This window comes from Candidatus Odyssella thessalonicensis L13 (genome assembly GCF_000190415.1).
GTDB lineage: Bacteria > Pseudomonadota > Alphaproteobacteria > Paracaedibacterales > Paracaedibacteraceae > Paracaedibacter > Paracaedibacter thessalonicensis.
Genome location: NZ_AEWF01000001.1, coordinates 624038 through 641175, shown reverse-complemented (window position 1 = coordinate 641175; position 17138 = coordinate 624038). Strand labels below are relative to the sequence as shown.

At 42.2% G+C, this 17138-nt stretch carries 11 protein-coding genes; 3 read left to right on the top strand and 8 right to left on the bottom strand.

Going from position 1 to position 17138, the window contains the following annotated elements:
* Positions 1-53: 53 nt before the first annotated feature.
* Together HMO_RS0103050 and HMO_RS0103045 are read right to left on the bottom strand one after the other, a co-directional pair.
* Positions 54-659, bottom strand: a complete 606-nt coding sequence (locus tag HMO_RS0103050) for a hypothetical protein (RefSeq protein ID WP_010298573.1) — start codon at positions 657-659, stop codon at positions 54-56.
* A 139-nt stretch (positions 660-798) separates the two neighbouring features.
* Positions 799-1383 (bottom strand): hypothetical protein, encoded by a 585-nt coding sequence (locus tag HMO_RS0103045; protein ID WP_010298571.1) that lies wholly within the window; start codon positions 1381-1383, stop codon positions 799-801.
* A gap of 404 nt (positions 1384-1787) precedes the next feature.
* Here HMO_RS0103045 and HMO_RS0103040 point away from each other — a divergent pair, with 404 nt between their 5' ends.
* The 3 genes from HMO_RS0103040 to HMO_RS16725 all read left to right on the top strand — a co-directional run bounded on the left by HMO_RS0103040 (position 1788) and on the right by HMO_RS16725 (position 9339).
* Complete coding sequence (locus HMO_RS0103040; RefSeq protein WP_029448282.1) at positions 1788-5222, top strand: autotransporter domain-containing protein; 3435 nt, start codon at positions 1788-1790, stop codon at positions 5220-5222.
* Positions 5223-5455: 233 nt separating this feature from the next.
* Positions 5456-9199 carry an autotransporter domain-containing protein gene (locus tag HMO_RS15405; protein WP_083821226.1) on the top strand — a complete coding sequence of 1248 codons (3744 nt, stop codon included), beginning with the start codon at positions 5456-5458 and terminating at the stop codon, positions 9197-9199.
* On the top strand, positions 9127-9339 hold the full coding sequence (locus tag HMO_RS16725; protein WP_010298565.1) for a hypothetical protein: 213 nt from the start codon (positions 9127-9129) through the stop codon (positions 9337-9339). Before HMO_RS15405 ends, HMO_RS16725 begins: the two co-directional genes overlap by 73 nt.
* A 72-nt stretch (positions 9340-9411) precedes the next feature.
* Here the strand turns inward: HMO_RS16725 and HMO_RS0103030 are convergent, their stop codons facing one another.
* The 6 genes from HMO_RS0103030 to HMO_RS13585 form a co-directional block, all read right to left on the bottom strand.
* Entirely contained in the window at positions 9412-9831 is a 420-nt protein-coding gene (locus tag HMO_RS0103030; protein WP_010298563.1) for a TraR/DksA family transcriptional regulator, read from the bottom strand.
* A gap of 322 nt (positions 9832-10153) precedes the next feature.
* A complete protein-coding gene (locus HMO_RS0103025; RefSeq protein WP_010298561.1) occupies positions 10154-11869 on the bottom strand; it encodes a hypothetical protein in 1716 nt (571 codons plus the stop codon).
* Positions 11870-11937: 68 nt separating this feature from the next.
* Positions 11938-12525: a hypothetical protein gene (locus tag HMO_RS0103020; RefSeq protein ID WP_010298560.1), complete on the bottom strand. Its 588-nt coding sequence runs from the start codon at positions 12523-12525 to the stop codon at positions 11938-11940.
* 248 nt (positions 12526-12773) lie between these two features.
* Positions 12774-13385 (bottom strand): ATP-dependent Clp protease proteolytic subunit, encoded by a 612-nt coding sequence (locus tag HMO_RS0103015; RefSeq protein ID WP_010298558.1) that lies wholly within the window; start codon positions 13383-13385, stop codon positions 12774-12776.
* A 498-nt stretch (positions 13386-13883) separates the two neighbouring features.
* Entirely contained in the window at positions 13884-14078 is a 195-nt protein-coding gene (locus HMO_RS0103005; protein ID WP_010298553.1) for a hypothetical protein, read from the bottom strand.
* 12 nt (positions 14079-14090) lie between these two features.
* On the bottom strand, positions 14091-17132 hold the full coding sequence (locus tag HMO_RS13585; protein WP_010298551.1) for an efflux RND transporter permease subunit: 3042 nt from the start codon (positions 17130-17132) through the stop codon (positions 14091-14093).
* Positions 17133-17138 lie beyond the last annotated feature (6 nt).

The following is a 17138-nucleotide window of genomic DNA, read 5'->3' as shown; positions in this document are numbered from 1 at the left end:
AGCGATTATGATGCTCGCCTCAACTTTTAGCTACAGAGTAACGAGCATTATTGCTATGCGTGCTCGTAAGGTAGAGCTGGGTCATGCTCGCTTTTAATGGTGGGCAAGTGAATGCTGCCGACCCCTTTGTTAATGATAAACATATAATAACAACTTGCCAGGCTGTAATTGAGTAAGCTTATACCTACTATAGAATACCATTGCTGCATTAACGACGGTGAATAGAAGAATGAGTAGACTATTATACCTGCGTCGATAAGAGAGATAAGGATAGTATGAATAACCGTTACCTTAAAGATTGTAGCAGGCTTTATCATCTCGCTAAACTTAAACCCTTTGAAATGGACATGCTGAACAACACTTTTTAAGCAATTAAATGTTACAAATAGACCTAGGGCAAAGTTTAATATGCCTTCAATTATTGGATAGTCCGCAAAAAAAGATTTTCTAAGGGCAAGAAGAGCCTCTAAATTAGAGAGGGTTCCTGTTCCCCAAGCGATTAGGCCGGAGATGAGCATACTTACAAAAAACACTCCCATTAAGATTATTCCCAAGCCTATAGCAAAGAATAAACTTCTCCAGGTGATGGACCAGGTAACCTTAAATGCCTCTAACATATTTATTTTGTAATAATCTGCCAACATTGTGACTTTCTCCATTAATTTATATTCTTCCTAAACTATCATATAGTTCTAAATAGGTAGATTTCTATAAGTGACTCTTAAGGAGACCAGACAATGAATAAAGGTTGCTTTCTGGCCATTTCCATACTTTATACTAGCTTGTACTTAACAGCGCTTATTGCTGCGGTACGGGAGGCAAATTACGGCCAAATGATCCTTTATTAATGATCAGCATATAATATGCAGCAGCAATAATAAGGAAAACTGCAGGAATCAGCAGGTCGCTTATCCAAAATCCTTCCCATTGTAAAGTCCACAAATTATAGCCAGTTATTTTCTGTGCACCCCAATTGATGATGCTCCATATGATAGCGACGCCCAGAGAAATCTTTAGAAGATTTCTAGGATGTAAAGCCTGCGCCAACAGAAATCGCTTGTAATTCTTTCTCTTTATCACCTCTCGGGAGGCATAAAATGTGCCATAGGTAATAAGGGCAATGGTCGCAATAAACATTGTTAAGGGATGATCTTTAAAAAGATTAAAGTCATTTGCCAAGATATTATGGTGACTAAGAAAAGCAAAAAAAGAGGAAGGTGTACCATTCACGGCACACAGTACCCCAAAGAGGAAAACTGCAGCTATACCGAGACTAAGTAAGATTGCACTCACATCCAGAGCCATTGATAAGCTTCTCCATAAAATTGACCATGAGAAGCTTAGGGACTCTTTGAAGCTTATCTTATAAGTTGCCTTATTCATGCTTTTCTCCTGCTAGAGACTACGATTGTAACACCTTATATATGGGGACTATTTTAAAAATTACTAGGAAACTCTTTGTTGCTGGTTTGTCCGCTAGCTATAAGCGCGTGCGATGATTTTATTTATTGTTTTATATTCATTCCCTAGATATGCATTTCAGGTGCTCAATCATTTATTTCTGTCTAAGTTTTTTATTAGGCCAATAATATATGACTTATCTTGCTCTTCTGTATAATAATGCCCAGTTAAAAATTAACCAATTTAAAATATTAAAATTTTATTAAAAAATTATATAAAATAAAAGAAGACGCAATATTTATTTCTATGATTAAGGCATTTTTATGGCTTCTAATAAGACTTCTAGCGCTTATTCAATCAGTTGCTCAATAACTATAGGATTGCTGATGCATTCCTGTGTTTGGGCCAATACATCACTCACGCCTTGGAATATCGTCACTACCTTTGCTGGTAGTGGGACTGCTGGGTTAGTGGATGGAACAGGTGCTGCTGCCCAGCTGGCCAATCCATGGGGGCTCGCCTATGATGGAGGGGGATATATTTATATTACTCAAGGCCAGGGTTTTATGAATGGTTTTATCAATTCTGCTGTTAGGCGATTGGACTTAAATACGCGCTACGTAGCGACGGTGGCAGGAACAGGTACGCCAGGACATACCAATGGTCCAGGAGGCAGTGCCCAATTCAATATGCCTCAAGGAATAACTGTGATGAATGACGGTCGACTTTTGGTAGCCGATACTAACAATGATCGTATTCGTCTTGTTGATCCCGGTAATGGCTTTCAAACAAGTGATTATGCTGGCACCGGGAGTTCAGGTTACACGGATGGTGCCGCCGCAGGAGCAACCTTTACTTGGCCTATGGGGATGGCTACTGGCCCCGATGGTACTATTTATGTTGCCGATATGGCGAGAATAAGAAGCATTAACCCCTCAACAAACCAAGTGACGACCTTTGCGGGTACTGTTTCAACCACCATGAGTGATGCCACAGATGGACCTCAAAATGGACCAAGATTTCAATACAACATGTCTGTTGCTTTGAATGCGGCTGGGGATAAGGTCTATGTCGGGGATCGCGGCCATTGCTATTTTCGCATAGTTACTGGAGGAAATGTAACCTCCTTGGTTGGTGCTAATGTTCCTATCCAGATCCCTTTATCTCAGCCGGCGGGGATAGTCATCGATCCTTACGGTACGGCTTATTTTACAGATGCAAATGTTAACTTTCTTATTAAAGTTCAAAATGACTCAACTGGCGATATTATTGCTGGTGGATTGGATGCCGATAGATCGGCTCGCGTCCCTAATTCGGGACTGGTTAACGGTAGTGGCGCCACCGCTTTATTTGATGGTCCTAGTGGTATGGTGCAGGATGCTGACGGTTCCCTATATATTGCCGATTCCTACAACCATGTTATTCGCAAAATAGATGCAAATAAAATTAATATCAATCCCAGCAATCCAGCAGCAGTAGGGTATACCAATAGTGTCATCAGTCTTGAACGGAACACCGTTTATACGCGTATGGATGGTGAAGCAGGTAGCCAGATCGAATTAAATGGCCATAATTTAACCTTCGGTAAGAATGATGGTACTACGGATGATTCAACTTTTAATGGCGTTCTTACAGGCAACGGAGACTTGATAATAAATGCCGGTGCAGGAAAAACTTTGGCACTAACTGGAGTAAATACCTATCAGGGTACGACCACAGTTACAACAGGCACTTTAACGGGAAATACCACCAGTATTCGTGGCAATCTGACAAATAATGGGACAGTTAATTTTAATCAAACGGTAAAGGGGACTTTTAGCTATAATATCTCGGGAAATGGGGTTCTGAGCAAGCTTGGGTCAGCAGAATTGACCTTAAGCGGTAATAATACTGCTTTCAACGGTACAACAGTAATTGGGAATGGCAGTCTGAGTGTAGAGGTAAGAAGTTTACCCGGAACTAATGTTATGGTTAACAATTTGGCCTCTTTAAAGGTCACTGCGACCTCTAATTTTACTACGTTTAAGACCTTCTCAGGCGTAGGCGATATAAGTAAAGATGGTCCAGGAACGCTTACGTTAACTGGTAATCATACCCATACAGGTAACTTATATATTAACCAGGGGCGGCTAAATGTTAATGGTATCTATGCAGGTATCATAAATGTTAGCACTGGGGGGATTGTTGGTGGACTGGGCACAACTAACCAGCAAGTTGTGGTGAGAAATGGTGGTATCATTCATGCCGGCAATTCAATTGGAACATTTAACGTTTCGAGTTTCACTTTAAACGACGGTGGCTATATAAATGCAGAATTTACGACTAAGGGTACATTGCCGCAAGATGCTAACCTGATTAATGTTACAAATGGTGCGACTATTAACAGAGGATATGTTCGCTTAATTCCAGACCTAGCAGGCACCTATAAAGCTGGCGACACATACACAATTGTTCGAGCCGGTACCGGCCTTACCATCAATAATGGTGGTATTATAGATGTCATACCCTCTGTAGGCTATCAAATGAAAGCCATCGTGCAATATGATATGCTGCTGCATGAGGTTCAACTGCATCTTCTGGCGCCAATATTAGGATATAGTGAATTAATTGACCCTGATACCAATGAAGGACGAGTGGGCTATGACCTTCAGCATACGCCAGCTTCTCCATTAAGCGATTTGGAAACCATTTTTACCAATCTAAATCCTCTTTCTAACGCTGATCTGATTGATGCTCTCAGCCAGATGCATGTTTTCCGCAATCATTCGCTAGCGATTGCTAATCATAATCTATACCGCCAAGCAGCGGACTTGATTTCCATGCACAGCAAGCCTTTGCCCTTGTGCCCGCGTCAGCCTAAATTTCAAACGCTGCAGGATGTAGTGCACGTTCCGACCTCGACTCATAAATCGCTGTTACTGTCGTCTGAGAAGAGGGATATCTCCCCTAATTTTATCAACTTTGATAGCCCTGTATTAACTGCTTCGGGGCAGGCGTTACCCTTATGGGTGGCCGGCTTTGCTAACCTGCAACGTCAGCGTATGCAGAAAGAATACTTAGGCTATAACTCTGATGCCGGCGCTGTATTAACAGGGATCCATCTGCCGCTGCAGGATAATTGGGGATTAGGAGTAACATTCGGATATGGCCAAACCGCTTTAGAATGGGCCAAAGACCAAGGAAAAGTTAGAACTGATCACTATATTATGGGGCTTTCAGGCTATTGGACAAAGCAGCAATATTTCTTAGAAGGCATTGTGCTGGGAGGCTTTGACCGCATGAACTCAAAGCGCTATTTGCGGTTTTCGAATATCCGCCGTAAGGCCAAAGGCAATATCAATGGTATCGAAGGGGGGATGCAACTGACCACAGGGATGGAGATAAAAACAGACGGTCTGGACATTCAGCCCTTTATAAGTGTGAGCACCTTTAAGAGTCACTACAAACGCTATACCGAGCGTGGTGCCAGCAGCATGAACTTAACGGTGAAAGGTCAGAATTCAACCTATGTGTTTACGCGGATCGGGACCGTATTCTCTCAAAAAATTGTCTGGGAGAAGGGAACGTGGTCACCTTTATTTCAAGTCCAATATGATTTCAGTACCAGCATGGGGCGCAATAAGCAATGGTCAAAGTTTGCTGATTCTGCTACAGCTTTCTTTACCCGCGGCGATACCTTAAACCGTCATACCTTTGTGGTGGGAGGTGGCGTACAGGTAGAGATGCCGGCGGGACTAACAGTTAAGATGCTGTACAATTTTAAGGTTAACAGTAAAGCCATCAACCACGAGGCTGCTCTTAAGCTTAATTACTGTTACTAATTGGTACAGGATATCTGTTTTGTAGATATCACCTCTGAAGCATGAGAAAGATAGCCCCTTCAACGCTCTCAGATCTCAAGATGATTCCTAACAATCCTATGATCATAGAAAGTTGTTTGTATTATTCAAGCTAAAACTTCAAATATTAACTAATATTAAAATTTAAGTTTTTATTAAGGAAATGTTTAAAATATAAGAAGATTTGATGTTCAGGTTAGGTGTTAGGTATCAGCATGGCTTCGAGTAAGATTTTCAGTGCTAAGTCAATCAACTATGCAACAACGATAGGATTGCTGATGCACTCCGCTGCATGTGCCAATACTTCCTTAACGCCCTGGAATATTGTGTCGACATTTGCTAGCGGTGGATTTAATTTTGCCAGCGGCGTAGCGGTTGATGGCTCGGGAACGGTGTATGTTGCAGATAGCAATAATAATGTCATTAAGAAGATTACTCCAGCCGGTACTGTTTCAGTGTTGGCAGGTAGTGGGGTATCAGATTATGCTGAAGGAACAGGTACTGCTGCAAGATTTTCGTACCCTGAAGGGGTGGGGGTAGATGTAGCGGGGACGACAGTCTATGTGGCTGACAGCCAGAATGGCGTTATTCGTAAAATAGATACCTCAACTCGGGTAACCTCATTAGTCGCAGGTAGTCCAGGCGCATTAAATGCTCATGTTGATGGGACATATACGACTGCAAGATTTGCTTATCCTACGAGCGTAGCGGTGGATAGTTCTAGTAATCTTTATATTGGAGATACTCTAAACCATTGTATACGTAAAATAGCCCCTGGTAACGTGGTTACTACCCTTGCTGGTGGTGGAGGCAGTCTTCCAAACACGACTAGTTCCAATCTTTCTGCTGACTTTAATGGACCTAATGGCGTTGCTGTGGATGCTGGGGGGACGACAGTGTACGTGGCTGATACTTCCAATAGCATGCTTCGCAAGATTTATGGTGGCAATACAAGTATGCTCACAAACAAGAACACTACTACTAACTATAATCTTTATAATCCTTACGGTGTTGCAGTTGATAGCTTGGGAGTTGCCTATATAGGGGATACGGGTCATAATTGTATTCATAAAACCTATCCAGATGGCACAACAGTGCTTCTTGCGAGCATTGATGTACCTAATAGTCCTGGCTTTGTGAATGGTGTTGGGGCAGCGGCAAGATTTAATGCACCCTGGCAAATTGCTACTGATCCTACCACCGGTTCATTATATATAGCTGATCGCGATAATGGTGCTATCCGTAAAATTGATACATATCAAATTTATATTAATTCAACGGCGCATCCGACTGTAAACAGTACCATTACCCTGGAAGCCAATACTGTCTATACCCGCATGGACAGTGATGCAGGAGGGCAAATTGCCACAGCAGGCCATACCCTAACCTTTGGAAAGAATGATGGCACTACTCAAGATTCCACCTTTAATGGCATTATAACAGGCACTGGCAATTTAGTTGTCAACGCAGGAGTAGGTAAGAGCCTTAGATTAACAGGGGCCAATACTTATTCAGGCACAACTACGGTCAGTACAGGAACTCTGATTGGAACTTTGCCTTCTAGCACAGATTTATCAGTTGCCTCAGGGGCCATTTACGAATTAGGGTCTGCTCAAACAATTGGTACTTTATCAGGCCAAGGTAATATTGATACCGGCGGGGGGGCCGGTTACCTTTTGACAATTATGCAAGGAGGTACTAGTAATTTCCAAGGGGTGATCACCGGTAACGGTGGTGTCGTTAAAAATGGTGGGGGCACACTTGAGTTTTCTGGGGCTAATAATTACACAGGATTAACTGTAGTTCAAAATGGTGCCTTCATTGCCGACGCTACGACAATTCCAGGTCCCCTTCAAAACGATGCAACAGTTACCTTTAATCAAACGGCAGATGGTTCTTACACTCATAATATAACGGGAAATGGTAACTTTAATAAGCAAGGAAATGGTAAATTAACCCTAACAGGCGATAATACAGGCTTTAGCGGAACAACCACCGTCACCACCGGCGAGATCATAGGATCGGCCAACAGTATGCCGGGAACAATTGTCAATAATGCCACGATTAATTTTGCCCAAACTTCAAATGGAGCTTTTACTCGTAATATTTCCGGTAATATCAGTGGCGTTACCCAGAAGACGGGAAATGCGGTGTTGACCTTAACAGGCAACAATACTGGCTTTCTGGGAACAACAACGGTGAGTAACGGTACCTTAAGAGGAAATGTCAGCAGCTTGCTGGGAGCGAATATTGCGGTTTCCGGCGGTGCTAATGTTATCATCGATCAGCCGACTAATACTTCTTATACCACTACTTTTTCTGGCGCCGGCAATATAACCAAAGAGGGGGCAGGTACCCTGACCTTGACGGGGAATCATACGCACACAGGGGATGTAATTGTTAACAATGGTCGCCTAAATATTAATGGTACGACCACGGCAACCACAGCGACCGTTAATAATGGTGGCATCTTAGGCGGTACCGGCACAATTAATGGAACGGCTACCGTTATGAGCGGTGGTTCGGTGTATGCCGGCAACTCGATTGGCCAGTTAAATGTGGCTACTTTTAATTTAAATGCGGGCGGTTATATCAATGCTGAGTTTACTACTCACGGAACTTTACCCTTAGATGCAAACTTAATTAACGTTGCAGGTACAGCAACTATTGATCAAGGGTATGTGCGCTTAATTCCAGATTTATTAGGAACTTATGCTGCAGGCGATCGGTACACAATTGTCAGAGCTGCAAACCCGCTTGTCATCAATAATGGCGGTATTGTGGGTGTTATTCCTGCTGCGGGTTTCCGATTCAATGTGGCTGTTCAATATGATTTGATGGCTAATGAAGTGCAGCTCTTGCTACTTAGCTCAGTGGCAGGATATACCAGTCTCGTTGACCCCGATACTAATGAAGGGCGGGTTGCTTACGACTTAGAACACACACAAGCGGCTCCCGGCTCAGATTTGGAAACCATTTTTACCAATCTAAATCCTCTTTCAAATCCTGATCTCATTGATGCTCTCAGCCAGATGCATGTTTTTCGTAATCATTCGCTAGCGATTGCTAACCATAATCTATACCGTCAAGCAGCGGACTTGATTTCCATGCATAGCAAGCCTTTACCCTTATGCCCGCGTCAGCCTAAATTCCAGACAGTGCAGGATTTAGTACACGTTCCGACGTCGAATCGTAAATCGCTGTTACTGTCGTCTGAGAAGAGGGACATATCCACTAATTTTATCAACTTTGATAGTCCTGTATTAACTGCTTCGGGGCAAGCATTACCCTTATGGGTGGCCGGCTTTGCTAATCTGCAACGGCAACGTATGCAGAAAGAATACTTAGGCTATAATTCAGATGCCGGTGCTGTATTAACGGGTATCCATTTGCCGCTGCAGGATAATTGGGGAGTAGGCGTAACAATCGGATATGGGCAGACCGCTTTGGAATGGGCCAAAGATCAAGGGAAAGTTAGAACTGATCACTATATTATGGGGCTATCAGGCTACTGGACAAAGCAGCAATATTTCTTAGAAGGTATTGTGCTGGGGGGCTTTGATCGGATGGACTCAAAGCGCTACTTGCGGTTTTCGGATATCCGTCGCAAGGCCAAAGGCAATATTAATGGTATTGAAGGGGGCATGCAACTGACCGCAGGCATGGACATGAAGGTGAACGGTCTGGATATTCAGCCCTTTATGAGCATGAGCACCTTCAAAAGCCATTATAAACGCTATACCGAGCGCGGTGCCAGCAGCATGAACTTAACGGTGAAAGGCCAGAATTCAACCTATGTCTTCACGCGGATTGGGACGGTGTTCTCCCAGGGGAGAAGGGGACATGGTCACCTTTATTCCAAGTCCAATATGATTTCAGTACCAGTATGGGGCGCAACAAGCAATGGTCAAAGTTTGCTGATTCTGCCACAGCTTTCTTTACCCGCGGCGATACCTTAAACCGTCATACCTTTGTAGTGGGAGGCGGTGTGCAGGTAGAGATGCCAGCAGGGCTAACAGTTAAGATGCTGTACAATTTTAAGGTTAACAGTAAAGCCATCAACCATGAGGCTGCTCTTAAACTTAATTACTGTTACTAATTGTTTTTATGGTTCCTTACAAAAAAGGCAAACTCATATGGCAGCTTAATACATACCCTCAGCTAGACAGATTTATCTGTTAGCTGCTTGTTCCTTTTGTGATTGGACTTCAACACAATAACGGGCGTAAGGAATGGCTTGCAACCTTTTGACCCCTATTTCTTGCCCTGTTTCCTCACAATATCCATAGTTTCCTTCTTCAATCCTTTTTAAAGCCGCTTGGACTTCTTTGAGTAGGGAATCTTCATGGTCTTGGAAGGAAAATTGCTCAAAGTTATATTCCTCCCGGGTGCCGCGGTCAACATGGTCAGCTTCTAATTGAGGTAACTCTAAGGTGCTTGTAGAAATTTCTTGCTCTTTGGCAAGGTAGCGATGCTCTAGGCTTTTAAGTTGATCCGTAAAATAACTTAACATCTGCAACGACATATAGTTAGGGTCGGTCAAGGGATTATAATTTTTAGTTTCAAAATCTAATCTTTCTTGCATATTCATGGTTGCCTCCTTGTTTATAAGAGATCTCCTTTTCGATAGCTGGAGAATTAGTTTTAATTGTGAAGACAGAGCGCCAAAATAAATAGGTTAAAAATAGTGTTCTATTTTAACCTCAACAACTCTAGGATCCCTCGATAATCTCTGATCATTTCGTCCCCGACAGGGATCTTCGCCTTATATTTCTTATGAAATAGGCGAGAAAATCATTCTAAAAATACTAAGGGTGCTTAAAGAATATTTACATTCCTCTAAACATCCGCCTATTAAAAATCTTTGAGGCAGCCCATTATAAGACTGCCTCATCCTTTAAAATACGGGCTGTTTATATTAAGTCTGGTTTTATATTAAGGTTGTCTAAGACCTTTCTAACTTTAGCAACAAAATTCCCATCTAAGCCATCTTTTTTGCTGCCATGCAACCAGTGGGTGCCCGCTGATCTTTCTTCTTGCTCAGCAATAAGTCCATTAATAGCGGTTAAGGCGAAGCCGCTGGTGGTCTTGAAAAGCCTAAATTTGTTATGGAAGCATGCAGCATTTGCAAACTGGAGGAATTCTTTCTCCATAATCGTTGGCTTTGTTAGATCAAAAATCTTTGCAAGAGTTAATTTTTGATTATTATTAAGGTTAAGCTTGAATTCTTCACTTGTCTTATTAGCGTTTTCTTGGAGATAGCTTAACATAGCCATTCTACGGAGTATTTCGCGCATAGTTTTTGGATTATTTGTTTTAGACTTATTATAAAGCTGCCACGTAGGAACAGATTCATCCGGAGAAGCTGTCTCCTCGAGTTCAGCTTTACTAGACGCTTTATCTTCTGAAGAATCATTTTCAAGTTTTTCTTCTTCCGTAACGGCCTCTTTAGCAGGATCATGAAGAGGAAGTTGGAATTGTTGTATCAATTCCTCTGAAGGTTCTTCAATCGTTAACATTTCAGGAAATGAGTTATGATTGGTATTTTCTGGATTTTTAGTTTTTTGAGTGGAAGGCTTGGATGCTCTATGTTTACCTTTATCTCTAGCTTTAGGTTTTTGCTTTAAATGCTGAGGTATCCATTCACTTTGATCCTCTTTTTCCTTCTGTGGAGATAAGGATGATCTAATAAGTGACTTGAGGTCATTTAGAAGCTTAATCGCCACGGGATCTCCCGAATCTGCGGCACGTAGATACCATTTTAAAGCTTCCAATTCAGAAGCATCTGTAACTTTATATCCGAAATAAAAATAAGCCTCAGCTAATGCGATAAACGGCCCAACCGAAGGCTCTTCTTTGACTAATCGCTGTAGAAGATCGAAGCCTTTTACATTATTTAATAAGAAACAGTAAATTCTACCTGCATTGCCCAATATAGTTTTTTCATTGGGAAATTCTAATAATGCTGCTTCAATTATTTTCTCGGCTTGCTGAATGGCTGAGACATCATCTCGATATTGTATCCATATTAAATACCTATTAAACCCGCGTAGACGAAGCTCAGAAACATTAGAGCGAGCAAACTGCAAGTAAATGGGCAGAATTGAGATCAATGCCTGTTGGAACAATTGCTTACCTACCATTGTTGTCGCTTTTTTTTGGAGATGGAATAAGTAATTATTGAGTGCTAAATCTCTTGGGCTAAATTTAGCAAGAGTAAGATAGGAAGCCAGAGCTTGGTGGAGGTTCTCACTTTCTTCTTGGGAGGCCTTTTCAGCTAAAGCAGGTATATAATAAGAATTTAACATCATTTGATAGCAAGCCCGTTCGATTGCCTTACCGCTTCTATCTTTATCAGCGGAAGATTGAGAGGGATCCCATTCTGGACTCCCCATTTTTGAGGCAAATGATTTGAGCAGTGCTAGGTCTTCAGGCTTAGAGAAGCATTTTAGATAAGCTTCCCGGAGGCGGTGGTCCATCCAGAGTGTTCTTACTTGGTTGAGCATAAAGAAAGGATAAAACTCGGCATTACAAACCGTTTCTAAGGCAATCCTAATCCAATATAAATATCTTAAGCGTACTCTTTTTGCCGTTAGAATTCCGCCGGTCTCTTCGAGTACACCATACACTTCTGTAACATATTTCTCTACACAATCAAAAATTTCTGAAGTATATCCTTGAGTGTTGTCAAGGTGTGTTAAAATATGACCGTTTGTATAAGAGAGAGTCGGTTTTTTTTGTTTTTATGTGCCAAAATGGACCCTCTGAAATCAATCGGTCGCATAGCAGGGCCAGAGGTTGCAAAATTATTAATTATTTCTTCCGGTTTAAAGAGGCCATGAAAAAAAGTAATTGGAGATAAGTTAAGGGCAATAAACAGATAATCTGCTGCAGAGCCATCATTTCGCGATTTTAAAATTTCGTGCATTTTAAAGGCAAAAAGTGGCAACTCTATTAAGATCTCAGGAATAGGATCAGGACGATTTCGAGCCTTCAAGCCAAAATTAATTGCCGTTTTGGGGTTTGCAGATCTTCCACACTCACCCTGGGAGAATATCCTGAAAAGTTCATATTGAGCCTCACCGTTATTGTTTAAATTTAAGGTGATCAAATGTCTGACAAAGTCATCATCTGTCATCTGTTGTCGTTCACTAGCAAAAGGATCTGCTCGTCTAAATTCTTGCGCGTGTCCAGGAAATGGAGCAGAGATAGAACTTTGTTCCATGGCCATAAGGGAGAAAGAAAGATGGCTTATATAGGGTAAAAATTTAAAATATTTTAGCATTTAATCATAACCTTTTTAATAAGTATGAATTGGTGAACCTGTAGCCAGGGGAATAAATAAAATTACTAGACTCTACGCTGCTAAGGGATTACCGATTATGCCTAACTTAGGTGGCCTTTAAAGTTATCCTCGAAGATAATAAGACCTCCATAAATCCCTTAACAGGGGCGGAAAATAACCTTAAATAAATAGGGGGCAAAGAAATAAATTCTGGCTAACTTGCAAAGGTTAAGTGTAAGGAATAAGAATTAGGATACGCTTGGCAAATCTTTTAAAGAGGTAATAACGCGATGTGCCAGACCATATTGAATACCTTCTTCTGCGGATAGCCAAAAATCTCTTTCGGTTTCGGCTCGAACCTTTTCAATGGGATTGCCGGTCTCTTTAGCAATGATAGAATTAATTCTTTCTCGCATTTTGATAATTTCTTCTGCTTGAATTTTAATATCTAAAGCTTTGCCTTGCATACCACCGAGGGGTTGATGAAGAAGAAATCGGGTATTGGGCAGCACGAAACGCCGATTCTTTTTACCGCCGAGAAAGATTAATGCGCCAGCGCTTGCCACCCAACCGGTACCAATGACATTCACGGGAACATCGATAAAGCGTAAGAAATCATAAAGAGTATCGCCTGATTCGACATGGCCCCCCGGCGAGTTAATGATCACATTAATGGGTTGAGGCGAGCTATGAGCGAGAATGAGTAATTCACTGCTCACGCGCTGCGCCAGCTCCATATTAATCTCACCAAAAATGAGTACTGTGCGTGTCTCAAGTAGCTTTTTATTAAGAAAAGGGTTTAAAGAGGGAAGCGAATCAGGGTTCTTAGGGTCTTCCTCATATTTGTTATCAAGCATCATTATAAAACCGTTTATATTATAAATAATATCTTAACTCTGAGTGCCATTACTCAAAAATTTCTAATAAGTCTCAGTTAATTGACAAGCTTATAGAAGCATAGACACAGCGGCTAGGCAAGCATAACTACAGTATAAAGTAATCAACAAATTTACCTATGTTTTTAAGGCTGAGATCCATAAAATATTATTCTTTTCTTGTTACGATTAAGGGTATAAAAAGGCCGACAATATTTTATTATTAAGAACCTTGTTCCTTTAAACTTTCTAATATTATTGCCTTGGTGAAGGTTGTTAACAGAAGGTTGTTTATGGAAGAGTTTTTTAGGAGCTGTTCGACTATTTACGCCATTTCATATAAAGAAGAGATCGACAAGGTAGGTGTGTCCGTGCTCTTAGGGATGGTTACTGATTATCTTGGAAAGCGCTTGGCCAATAAAGAATCTACAAGAAAAGTACGAAAGGAATGAAGAAGAGGAATGCAAAGGAAAAACCCGCCTCCTAGCCTGCCTTTAACAGAGGATAAATAGACTGCTTGTCCCTTATAAAGGCGTCCTCTCTATCAATTATCATAACGGCTCCATAGAGGATAGCGCGGGCGGCCCATTCAGCTGCCATGTCGGTCAGCAGGTTCTCCAACCAAAGTTTTACTCGATTAAGCAGGCCAGAGTGGTGATTTTTAGAATCTTGATTCATTATTCTTCTCGTCTATTCAACTTTCGCACGCTTGTCTGCTGCAATCATAACATAAAAGCTGGGGACCACGAATACGGTAAAGAAGGTGCCAATCAACATGCCGGCGACAATCGTAATGCCAATACTGAAACGGCTTGCTGATCCAGCCCCAGAGGCCGTCAACAGCGGCAGTAATCCCACCACCATGGCGGCTGTGGTCATCATAATCGGGCGTAATCTTATCATGGCTGCTTGGATGACGGCCTCTTGTTTAGATAGATTGTGTTCGTCACGCAGTTGGTTGGCAAATTCGACAATCAAAATACCATGTTTGGTAATAAGACCAATGAGAGTCACTAAGCCAATTTGGGAGTAAATGTTCATGGTACTAAAGCCGATGAACAGCATTAAGATGGCGCCAAAGATCGACATCGGCACACTCAACATGACAATAAAAGGATCGCGTAAGCTTTCAAATTGAGCTGCGAGTACTAAGAAAATAATAATCAAGGCAAATAAGAAAGTTTGGATTAGGGCATTACCTTCCTTGATATATTGGCGGGATTCACTCAAGAAATCATAAGTGACACCTTGAGGAAAGTTTTCCTTGGCATACTTTTCAAGGAAGCTAATCGCATCGCCCAATTTTATCCATGGCATTGGCACTGCTTGAAAGGTCGCGGAATTGATTTGATTGAATTGCGGTAAGAGATTAGGTTCCACTATAATTTTTGATTTTGCTATTGTCGCCAAGGATATCTGTTTGCCGGACGCTGTTGCGACATAAAAATCTTTTAGGGACTGCTCTGATAAACGTTCAACGCGGGCAGCTTGGGGAATAACCTGGTAGCTTCGTCCCAACAGATTAAATCGATTAATGTAGTTACCCCCCATAAAGGTAGACAAGGTTCTGCCAATACTTTGCATGCTAATCCCCAACTCATTGGCTTTATCATGATCAATGTCAAGTTGGATGGCGGGCTGGTTGTAAGCTAGGTCACTGTCGACAACAATAAAGAGCCCACTTTTCATGGCAGCGATTTTCAAATCCTCAACGAGTTTATAGATAATCTGATAATCGCTTAAGCTATTAACGACAAACTGAACCGGCATGCCGCCGGCATTACCAGGTAATGGCGAGGGTTGAAACACAAAGCCGCGAACGCCGGTTATGTGATTAAGGTCCTCCTGAACGGACTCCTGGATCTTGTGAGTCGTGCGTTTGCGCTCGCTCCACGGCTTAACAATAAGCCCCCCAAAACCACTGTTTACCGTATCCATACCGGCAATTGTAAATAGCAGATCTCTTTCTTCATAATTCATGAGCTGTTTGATGATCTGATCCGAATAGTACTCCATAAAATCGATATTGGCATCTTGGGGACCCTTCGTGGCCATCATAACAATACCTTGATCTTCTTGAGGTGCCAGTTCCTTGGAAATGTGCGGCATAAATAAAGATGTTAATAGCAGAATCGTGCCGAAGCAGAAAACAATAAATCGACGATTGTGGATGACCTTTGTCAGTCTGGCTTCGTAAGCTTTAGCGATATTATCAAAGTAGGCCTCAACCTTGTGAGCAAATTTTGATTCCATCGATTCTTTTGTCAAGATCTTACTACACATCATTGGCGACAGGGTCAAAGCAATAATTCCCGAGATAACCACTGATCCTGCCAATGTTAAAGCAAACTCACGGAATAAAGTGCCGGTCAATCCGCCCATAAAAGCAATAGGCGCATAAACAGCGACCAAAGTGATGGTCATGGAAATCACCGGGACAGCAATTTCCCGGGTGCCGATCAGGGCCGCTTCTTGGGGCGATTTTCCGTCACGTAAATGGCGATAAACATTTTCTACCACCACAATCGCATCATCGACCACTAAGCCAATGGCCAAGACCATGGCAAGTAAGGTTAAAATATTAATACTGAACCCCAGAACTAATAAAACTGTTGCCACTCCAATAATCGAGAGGGGGATAGTTATTACCGGAATAAAGACGGCGCGTAGGCTGCCTAAGAATAAGAAAATGACAACAATAACAATCAAACTTGCTTCAAACAGGGTCTTAACCACCTCATCAATTGAGGCTTGGATAAACTTAGTCGCATCATAAGCGATTTCCATTTTAAGGGATGGGGGGAAGTTAGGGGAAAATAGGTCTAAGGTTTTGCGCACTTCTTTGACCACCGTCAAAGGATTGGCCGTAGGTGAGGTTTTAATGCCGATAAATACTGATTTTTGGCCATTCATTTTAACAACCGAATCATAACTTTGAGCGGCCAGTTCAATATCCGCCACATCCTGCAAACGGGTAATGGCATCGCCTTTGCTTTTTACAATGATCTTGGCAAACTGTTCGGGGGTGCTCAAGCCGGTGTTGGCATTGACACTTTTAATAACCAGATAGCCCTTAGTTTCACCCGGGGCAGATTGGTAATTGTTTTGTTCTAGTGCTGCAGCAATGTCGGCCGCCGAGATCTCTCGCGCCGCCATCTTTTGTGGATCAAGCCAAATCCTCATGGCAAAGGTTTGGCCACCGATGACTTCCACTTGCGAAACCCCTAATACGGTGGCAAGGCGTGGCTGAATCTGACGATTGATATAATCAGTAATCTGCTCTTTTGATAATTGATCACTGGAAAAACTGGCATATAGGATTGCGTATGCTTCCCCTGTGGTTTTCTTAATGATAGGCGATTCCACTTCCCGAGGAAGTTCACTGATGATCTCTTGAACCTTTGCTGACACCTCTGTTAAAGCAGTGTCGGGCGGAAAATTTAAGCGGATATAGGCACTTACAACACTTATGCCCTGGCGGCTGGTTGAAGTCACATAATCGACCCCTTCTGCAGCCGCAATGGATCTCTGGATCGGATTGGTGACAAACCCCTGCATCAAATCCGCGGTTGCGCCAGGATAGGCGGTGGTTACGGTGATAACCGTGTTGGTTAACTCTGGATATTGACGAACCTGTAAGGAAGCGATCGCCTTTAAGCCAAGCAATAAAATCAGAGTGCTAATTACCCCGGAAAGCACCGGCCTCTTAATAAATAAATCCGTAAACTTCATAAGGGT

Coding starts and splice junctions, on each gene's coding strand:
- HMO_RS0103020 (WP_010298560.1), bottom strand. CDS start 12,525: ATGCTAAAATATTTTAAATTTTTACCCTATATAAGCCATCTTTCTTTC.
- HMO_RS0103015 (WP_010298558.1), bottom strand. CDS start 13,385: ATGATGCTTGATAACAAATATGAGGAAGACCCTAAGAACCCTGATTCG.
- HMO_RS13585 (WP_010298551.1), bottom strand. CDS start 17,132: ATGAAGTTTACGGATTTATTTATTAAGAGGCCGGTGCTTTCCGGGGTA.
- HMO_RS0103005 (WP_010298553.1), bottom strand. CDS start 14,078: ATGAATCAAGATTCTAAAAATCACCACTCTGGCCTGCTTAATCGAGTA.
- HMO_RS15405 (WP_083821226.1), top strand. CDS start 5,456: ATGGCTTCGAGTAAGATTTTCAGTGCTAAGTCAATCAACTATGCAACA.
- HMO_RS16725 (WP_010298565.1), top strand. CDS start 9,127: ATGGGGCGCAACAAGCAATGGTCAAAGTTTGCTGATTCTGCCACAGCT.
- HMO_RS0103045 (WP_010298571.1), bottom strand. CDS start 1,383: ATGAATAAGGCAACTTATAAGATAAGCTTCAAAGAGTCCCTAAGCTTC.
- HMO_RS0103040 (WP_029448282.1), top strand. CDS start 1,788: ATGCATTCCTGTGTTTGGGCCAATACATCACTCACGCCTTGGAATATC.
- HMO_RS0103030 (WP_010298563.1), bottom strand. CDS start 9,831: ATGAATATGCAAGAAAGATTAGATTTTGAAACTAAAAATTATAATCCC.
- HMO_RS0103050 (WP_010298573.1), bottom strand. CDS start 659: ATGGAGAAAGTCACAATGTTGGCAGATTATTACAAAATAAATATGTTA.